The organism is Micromonospora sp. NPDC049559 (assembly GCF_040676675.1).
Taxonomy (GTDB): Bacteria; Actinomycetota; Actinomycetes; order Mycobacteriales; family Micromonosporaceae; genus JBFAPK01.
In genome coordinates, this window is sequence record NZ_JBFAPK010000007.1 from 215,300 (window position 1) to 223,128 (window position 7,829).

6 protein-coding genes are annotated in these 7,829 nt (G+C 72.0%); 4 read left to right on the forward strand and 2 right to left on the reverse strand.

Annotated features, from left to right (window positions below; genetic code table 11):
* Nucleotides 1-38: 38 nt before the first annotated feature.
* Nucleotides 39-464, reverse strand: a complete 426-nt coding sequence (locus AB0J86_RS11965; protein WP_363856176.1) for a hypothetical protein — start codon at nt 462-464, stop codon at nt 39-41.
* A 564-nt stretch (nt 465-1,028) separates the two neighbouring features.
* Between AB0J86_RS11965 and AB0J86_RS11970 the strand changes: the two genes are divergently transcribed.
* The 3 genes from AB0J86_RS11970 (at nt 1,029) to AB0J86_RS11980 (ending at nt 4,588) form a co-directional block, all read left to right on the forward strand.
* Nucleotides 1,029-2,249 carry a hypothetical protein gene (locus tag AB0J86_RS11970; RefSeq protein WP_363856143.1) on the forward strand — a complete coding sequence of 407 codons (1,221 nt, stop codon included), beginning with the start codon at nt 1,029-1,031 and terminating at the stop codon, nt 2,247-2,249.
* 125 nt (nt 2,250-2,374) lie between these two features.
* Entirely contained in the window at nt 2,375-3,340 is a 966-nt protein-coding gene (locus AB0J86_RS11975) for an ArsA-related P-loop ATPase (RefSeq protein WP_363856145.1), read from the forward strand.
* A 99-nt stretch (nt 3,341-3,439) separates the two neighbouring features.
* Nucleotides 3,440-4,588 (forward strand): ArsA-related P-loop ATPase, encoded by a 1,149-nt coding sequence (locus AB0J86_RS11980; RefSeq protein ID WP_363856147.1) that lies wholly within the window; start codon nt 3,440-3,442, stop codon nt 4,586-4,588.
* On the opposite strand, the gene AB0J86_RS11985 is transcribed toward AB0J86_RS11980, so the two are convergent.
* Entirely contained in the window at nt 4,575-4,871 is a 297-nt protein-coding gene (locus AB0J86_RS11985; protein WP_363856149.1) for a WhiB family transcriptional regulator, read from the reverse strand. The genes AB0J86_RS11980 and AB0J86_RS11985 overlap by 14 nt on opposite strands.
* Before the next feature lie 448 nt (nt 4,872-5,319).
* Here AB0J86_RS11985 and AB0J86_RS11990 point away from each other — a divergent pair, with 448 nt between their 5' ends.
* Nucleotides 5,320-7,758: a transglycosylase domain-containing protein gene (locus AB0J86_RS11990; protein WP_363856150.1), complete on the forward strand. Its 2,439-nt coding sequence runs from the start codon at nt 5,320-5,322 to the stop codon at nt 7,756-7,758.
* Nucleotides 7,759-7,829: the final 71 nt, after the last annotated feature.

The following is a 7,829-nucleotide window of genomic DNA, read 5'->3' on the forward strand; positions in this document are numbered from 1 at the left end:
GTGGGCCCACCGGCGCCCGGCCGGCGTCGCCCCCGGGCTCAGGGGCGGTCCCACTGGCGGGGCACCGATCCGCCCTCCGCGCCGACGCCCGGCGCCAGGCCCTCCTCGGCGTCGAGATCGGGGCGGTGACCGCAGGCACCGTAATGCTCGTACTGCTGGGGGCAGCGGGACCGGTCCGGCAGCAGCAGGTCGCAGAAGACCCGGTGCCGGTTGTTCTGGTCGTCCGCGGTGGAGACCGTCGTCTCGCCCGGGTCCAGCTCGTGCAGGAAGGCGAGCGAGCCGGCCACCGTGTACGCCAGCCGGGTGGCCGCGGCGAGGTCGTGCACCCGGATCGGCAGGTGGATCACGTAGCCCGGTTCGTCGTCCTCCCGCCCGCCGGGGGCCCGGCCGGCGGTATGTGGCGGCGGCCGGAAGTGCTGCAACGGATCGGAGCCGCGCCGGTACGAGCGTTCGTTGAGCGGCATGGCGGCCGGCGCGCCGTCGCCGTCGGCGGTCGTACCCGGGGACCGCTGCGGCTGCTGCCGCTGGCTCGTTTCGACGTGTGTACGCGCGTAGTTGTCCACGTGGTCGCGCATGCGGTGCCTCCGGGCGTCGGGTCGGGCGGATGGTCGGCGCCGGATTCGCATTTTCCGGCACTAACTCCTACAACTACTGACAGTAGGGACATTCACCTAGGAGTACAACCTGACGCGCGTCGGCCGCGCCCCACCGAGTTCCTGGCCGGGGCCCGGCTCGTTCCTGGGCGAGGTGCCAGCTCGTTCCTCGCCGGGGCCCGGGTTCGACGGCGCCGCCGAGCGCGTGGCGGCCCGCCGCCCCGGGCCGAAAGGCCCGGCCCGGGGGCGCGGCCCGGACCGTCCGGGTGCGTCCCTTCGCTCGGTGCTACGCGTCGGGGCGCGGGCGCTACGCTCTCCGTCGAGCGGGCCCACGCCCGCCCGCCAGAGGCGATCACCGTTGCCGACGGGCGGTGCGTTGCCGACGGGCGGTGAGCCGGCCGGAGCACCGAACGGCGGTCCAACCGGGGGGAGAACATGACGCAACCACCCAGCGCCGGTGCCGGTGACGCCGCGGACGCCCTCCCGCCCGACGCGGACTCGACCCAGCCCCTGCCGGGTCGGGACGAGCCCACCGCGACGGGTGGCGGCGCTCCCGGTGGCGAGACCGGGGCCTCCGGCCCGGACCCGAGCGGCTCGACCGCCGACGGGTCCCCCGCCGACCCCGCGGACGCGACCGCCGCCAACCCCGCCGCCACCCTCATGGAAGCGCCGAGCGAGCCCGAACCGGCGCCCGGACCGGACCAGGACCGCACGCAGGCCGTACCGACCGGGACCGACCAGGACCGCACCCAGGCCGTACCGACCGGGACCGACCAGGACCGGACCCAGGCCGTACCGACCGGGACCGACCAGGACCGGACCCAGGCCGTACCGAGCGGGCCGGACCAGGACGGGACGCGGACGGCGCCGACCGGGACGGGCCAGGACCTGGAGCGGACCCAGGTCGTACCGACCGCCGCGGCGTTCGACGCGGCGGCGACGATGTCGCTCCCCACCGCGCAGGCCGGCGGGGCCGAACCGGCCGCCGCGCCGGTCCCGCCGCCGCCCGGACCGCAGCTCGCGGCGTCGTCGCCGGGGGCGCCCCAGCCCGCGGTGCCCGGCGTACCGCCCGGCGCGCCCCAGCCCGCGGCCGGGAGCGGCCCGTCCAACGGGCCGGGGTATCCGCCGCCACAGCCCGGCCAACCGCAGCCCGGCTACCCCCAGCCCGGCCAGCCACCGGTCTACGGCACCCCGCCGCAGCCGCAGCCACCCAGGAAGCGCCGCGGCCTGCTGATCGCCGCGCTCTCGCTGGTCGTGATGGTGCTGCTCTGCGGTGGCGGCGGTACCGCCGCCTTCTTCCTGCTGCGCGACGGCGGCAACGGCGAGGGCGCGGCCGAGCCGGTCACCGCCGTGGACAGCTTCCTCACCGCGGTCTACACGGACAAGGACGCCACCGAGGCGGCGAGCCTGGTCTGCTCCGAGGCCCGCGACCGCGCCGCGATCGAGGAGAAGGTCGCCGAGATCCGGCAGTACTCGGCCACGTACCGCGAGCCGCGCTTCAAGTGGACCCCGCCGAAGGTCGAGGACCAGGACGCCGACCGCGCCACGGTGTCGGTGAAGTTGACCATGACGACCAGCGACGAGAAGATCAGCGACCAGCAGCTCAAGTTCACCGTGATCCAGAAGACCGGCTGGTGGGTCTGCGACGTCAGCTGAGACCGGACCGTCGCGAGGGCGGAGGTCGGGCGGTCCGGGTGCGGCGGGTGGCCGGCGTCACCCGGGCCGGCGCACGGCCTGCGGTGTCCTGACATGATCGACAGAACATGACCTACGCTCGAAGCGTGCGCGCAGGTGAACGAGCGGTCAACCCGGCGACCACGGGCTGGCCGGCCCGGCTCCACGTGGTCACCGGGAAGGGCGGCACGGGCAAGACCACCGTCGCGGCGGCGCTGGCGCTCGCGCTCGCCGCCGAGGGGCGCCGTACCCTGCTCGTCGAGGTCGAGGGCCGGCAGGGCATCGCCCAGCTCTTCGGCACCGACCCGCTGCCGTACGAGGAGCGCCGGATCGCCGCGGTGCCCGGCGGCGGCGAGGTGCGGGCCCTGGCGGTCGACCCGGAAGAGGCGCTGCTCGAATACCTCGACATGTTCTACAAGCTCGGCGCGGCCGGCCGGGCCCTGCGCAAGTTCGGCGCCATCGACTTCGCCACCACCATCGCCCCCGGCCTGCGGGACGTCCTGCTCACCGGCAAGGTGAAGGAGGCCACCACCCGTACCGTCGACCGGCGCCGGGTCTACGACTCGGTGATCCTCGACGCGCCGCCGACCGGGCGGATCGGCCGCTTCCTCAACGTCACGGCCGAGGCCGCCCGGCTGGCCAAGGTCGGCCCGATCAAGACCCAGAGCGAGGGGGTCGCCGCGCTGCTGCGCTCTCCGATCACGTCGGTGCACGTCGTGACGCTGCTGGAGGAGATGCCGGTGCAGGAGACCATCGACGCGATCGAGGAGCTGGGCAAGCTCGGCATCCCGGTCGGCCGGGTGATCCTGAACGCCGCGAGCCCTCCGCTGCTGGCCGGCAAGGTCACCCAGGCCGAGCTGCGCCGCGGGCTGGTCGCGGCCGGGCTGCCGGCGGACCGTACGACGGTCGCCGGGCTGCACGCCGAGGCGCGGGACCAGATCACCCGGCGGGCGCTGGAGGACTCGCTCCGGGCGGACCTGGCCGAGCTGGGGGTACCGATGATCGAGTTGCCGCTGTTGACCAGCGGGGTGGACCGGGCGAGCCTGGACCGGCTCGCCGCCGCGCTCGGCTGACCGGGAACGGCCCCTCCGGACGGAACCCGGCTGGCCGATTGACTCACACCTCCCGCCGCCCTCGGGTCGCGGACGTGGCAATCCCGATACGCTCGTTTCGTGCCTTCCGATCACGCGGCGCCACAGCTGGACGTCGACCAGATCCTCGCCGACCCCGGTGTGCGGATCGTCGTCTGCTGCGGCGCGGGCGGCGTCGGCAAGACCACCACGGCCGCGGCGCTCGCGCTGCGGGCCGCCGAACGGCACGGCCGCCGTACGGTCGTACTGACGATCGACCCGGCCCGCCGGCTGGCCCAGTCGCTCGGCCTCACCGAGCTGGACAACACCCCGCGCCAGGTCAAGGGGATCGACGCCGAGTCCAGCGGTGGCGAGCTGCACGCCATGATGCTCGACATGAAGCGGACCTTCGACGACGTGGTGCTCGCGCACACCGACCCGGCGAAGGCCGCGGAGATCTTCGCCAACCCCTTCTACCAGGCGATGAGTTCGACCTTCGCGGGTACGCAGGAGTACATGGCGATGGAGAAGCTCGGGCAGCTCCACGCCCGGGGCGAGTGGGACCTGATCGTGGTCGACACCCCGCCGTCCCGTTCGGCGCTGGACTTCCTGGACGCGCCGGCCCGGCTCTCCCGCTTCCTCGACGGACGGATGCTGCGGCTGCTGCTGGCCCCGGCGCGCTCCGGCGGGCGGAGCATGTTCAGCCTGGTCACGGCCTCGTTCGGGATGTTCTCCCGGGTGGTACAGAAGATCCTCGGCGCGCAGTTGCTGACCGACCTGTCGGGGTTCGTGGCGGCGCTCGACTCGATGTTCGGCGGCTTCCGGCAGCGCGCCGAGCAGACGTACCGGATCCTGCAGGCCCGGGAGACGGCGTTCCTGCTGGTCGCGGCGCCGGAGCCGGACGCGGTACGGGAGGCGGCCTACTTCGCGGGGCGGCTGGGCGAGGAGCGGATGCCGCTGGCCGGGCTGGTCCTCAACCGGGTGCACCGGCCGGCCGTGCCGGAGCCGACGGCGGAGGAGAGCCTGGCCGCCGCCGAGCGGCTGGCGGAGCTGGGCGGCCACGCGGCGACGGTGGAGACGCTGCGGGCGCACGCCGCGCTGATGGAGCAGGCGGCCCGGGAGCAGCGGGTGGCGGCCCGGTTCACCGACGCGTTCCCGGCGGTACCGACGGTGGCGGTGACGGCGCAGCCCGCCGACGTCCACGACGTCGACGGGCTGCGCACGATCGGTGCCGCGATCAGCCGGCAGTGACCAGCGACTTCTGCTTGTCCCGCATCGCGGCCTCGAACATCTTCCGCCAACTGGCCACCTGCGGGTGCCGGCGGAGCAGGGCGCGGCGCTCTCGTTCGGTCATGCCGCCCCAGACCCCGAATTCGATCCGGTTGTCGAGCGCGTCCGCGAGGCACTCGTACCGCACCGGGCAGCTGCGGCAGATCCGCTTCGCCACGTTCTGTTCGGCACCCTGCACGAACAGCGCGTCAGGGTCCCCGTTCTGACACGCCGCCAACGTGGGCCAGTCTGGAATCATGCCCATCTGTTCACGTCCCCCCTTGACATTTCCCGCTACAAAGCAATCCCGCTGCCGGCTCGCGCCGGACACCGGCGATAACCCCCCTGGCGGCCGCCGGGTACATCTCCCCCAAGACGCACCAAACGGCCTGCGATCCCTCGCCGTACCATCATGCTCTGTAGTCAACTAGTTACGCAACGTTGTCGGCCAAATCCATGAATCCGGACACTCCAGACTCTTCGCCTGGCCGCCGATCCCCGCAATACCCGGCAGTGGCCTGCGAAAACGCCACGGGGATCGCCCGCGAGGAGGAGACTCGACGGCGCGTGCCGCAACCACTGCCAGGTGTGTTGCCGTGCGCTTAGCACAACGAGGCCGGCGCCCGCAGGAAATGGGGAAAGTACGCGGGACATGACCTTGTTGCCGCCGCACGCACCCGGACGGGCTCACGTACCCTGACGGGGTGACCTGGATGCGGAAACGTGACCACAATGTGCTGACGAATGCCGCGTCGCTACTGATCTGCGGCTTACTGGCCGGCGTCGTGGTCGCCGCGGCCGCCTTCCCCGCAGTGGCGATGTCCGGCCTGGCCGCGAAGGCGGGCGCCGAAACCTTCGACAAACTGCCGAGCGAGCTGACCGTCAGGCGGGCTCCGCAGATCACCTACCTGTACGCCTCGGACGGCAAAACGCCGCTCGCCACCATGTACGACGAGAACCGGCGGGACGTACCGCTGAAGGACGTCTCGCCGAACATGTCGAAGGCCATCATCGCCGCCGAGGACCACGACTTCTACAAGCACAACGGCGTCGACATGAAGGGCATCGCCCGCGCCTTCGTCAACAACAACAGCGGCGGCGACCAGCAGGGCGCCTCCACGTTGACGATGCAGTACGTGCGCCTGGCGATCTCCTATTCGGCCACCAGCCCCGAGGACGTCATCGCGGCGACCGAGGACACGCCGGGCCGGAAGCTGCGCGAGATGCGGTACGCCCTGCAGATCGACCGCGACCTCAGCAAGGACGAGATCCTTGAGCGGTACCTCAACATCGCCGCCTTCGGCAACGGCGCGTACGGGATCTTCGCCGCCAGCCAGGTCTACTTCGGCAAGCCGCCCAAGGATCTGAAGATCGAGGAGGCGGCGATGCTCGCGGGCCTGGTCAAGGCCCCGACGTCGTTCGACCCGACGACCAAGGAGGGCTACCCGAAGGCGGTGGAGCGCCGCAACTACGTGATCCAGAACATGGTGATCACGGGCGCGATCACGCAGGCGGAGGCGGACGCCGCGAAGGCGGTCAAGCTGGTGGTGAAGGACAAGCGGACGCCGAACGGCTGCGTCTCGACCACCAAGAACACCTGGGGCTTCTTCTGCGACTTCTTCTACCGCTGGTGGCTGGACCAGGAGACCTTCGGCGCGACCACGTACGACCGTGAGCGGCGGCTCAAGAGCGGTGGCTACAGCATCGTCACCACGCTCGACCCGAAGGTCCAGGACGCCGCGAACAAGAACATCGACAAGGACTTCAAGGCCAACCAGAAAGAGGCCATGATGCTGGCCGCGATCGAGCCCGGCAGCGGCCGGGTACGCGCGCTGGCGGTCAACCGGACCTTCAAGCTGGACAACCCCGAGAAGCCGGCCAACGGCATCTCCAGCAACCCGGCCAAGAAGCGCAAGGGCATCCGGGGCACGTACCCGAACACGACGAACCCGCTGCTCACCGGCGGCGGCGACATCACCGGGTACCAGGCCGGCTCGACCTTCAAGATGTTCACGCTGGTGGCGGCCCTGGAGAAGGGCCTGCCGCTCAGCTACTCGATCAACGCGCCGCAGCAGTTCGTGTCGAAGTACATCATCGACTCCAGCAGCGACGCGGCCTGCAACGGCAACCACTACTGCCCGACCAACTCCAGCGCCAGCATGGCCGGCCAGCACAACATGTGGACCGCCTTCGGCGCCTCGGTGAACACGTACTTCGTCCCGCTGGAGCAGAAGGTCGGCGCGGCGAACGTGGTCGACGTGGCCAAGCGGCTCGGCATCCAGTTCCGCGCGGCCACCGACGCCGCCATCGCCAACGACCGGAACGCCGCCAACCAGTGGGGCGCCTTCACCCTCGGCGTCTCCTCCACCACCCCGCTGGAGCTGGCCAACGCGTACGCCACCCTCGCCGCGGACGGCAAGTACTGCGCGCCGATCCCGGTGCAGGAGATCCGCGACCAGGACGGCCAGAAGCTGGACGTGGCGAACCCGCAGTGCAAGCAGGTGGTCAAGACCGAGGTGGCGCGCTCCGCGGTCGACGCGGCCCGCTGCCCGGTCGGCGACAACTCCCCGACCTCGAAGTGCGGCTCGTCCCGTACCGCGGGCAACGTGCGCGGCATCGTCGACCACCCGGTCGCCGGCAAGAGCGGTACCACCGACTCGGAGCGGACCGCGGCGCTGGTGGCGATGACCAAGCAGCTCGCGATCGCCGGCATCCTCGCCGACCCGGACTGGCCGCAGACCAACGAGAAGATGAAGCACGACCAGCCGGGCGGTGTGAACCCGCCGGTCTACAACACGCTGCGCGACGCGATGAAGGGCAAGCCGTCGATCAACTTCACGCCGCCGGGCGGCAAGTCCGTCGACGGCGACCAGCGGTCGATCCCCGACGTCAAGTGCCAGTCCAAGGACTCGGCGCGGGCCCGGCTCAAGGACGCCGGCTTCGAGGTCGAGATCGAGGACGGCACCGTGAATTCGAGCTGCCCCGCCGGTACCGTGGCCGGCACCGACCCCTCGGGCCGCACCACCAAGGGCGACACGGTTCTGTTGCAGATCAGCAACGGACGGGGCGGTAACAACAACGGCGGTAACAACAACGGCGGCAACCAGGGCCGTCCGGGCGGTCCGGCCGGGCCGGGTCGGCCGCCGGGCTGACCGGTAGCGGCGACGCCGACGGGCGGGGCCCCCGGGGGGGGGGCGCCCGGGGGGGGGCGCGGCCCCGGCAG

Bases quoted from the DNA above. Each gene is read 5' to 3' on its own strand.
- AB0J86_RS11965 (WP_363856176.1), bottom strand. From the start codon at position 464: ATGCCGCTCAACGAACGCTCGTACCGGCGCGGCTCCGATCCGTTGCAG.
- AB0J86_RS11970 (WP_363856143.1), top strand. From the start codon at position 1,029: ATGACGCAACCACCCAGCGCCGGTGCCGGTGACGCCGCGGACGCCCTC.
- AB0J86_RS11990 (WP_363856150.1), top strand. From the start codon at position 5,320: ATGCGGAAACGTGACCACAATGTGCTGACGAATGCCGCGTCGCTACTG.
- AB0J86_RS11985 (WP_363856149.1), bottom strand. From the start codon at position 4,871: ATGGGCATGATTCCAGACTGGCCCACGTTGGCGGCGTGTCAGAACGGG.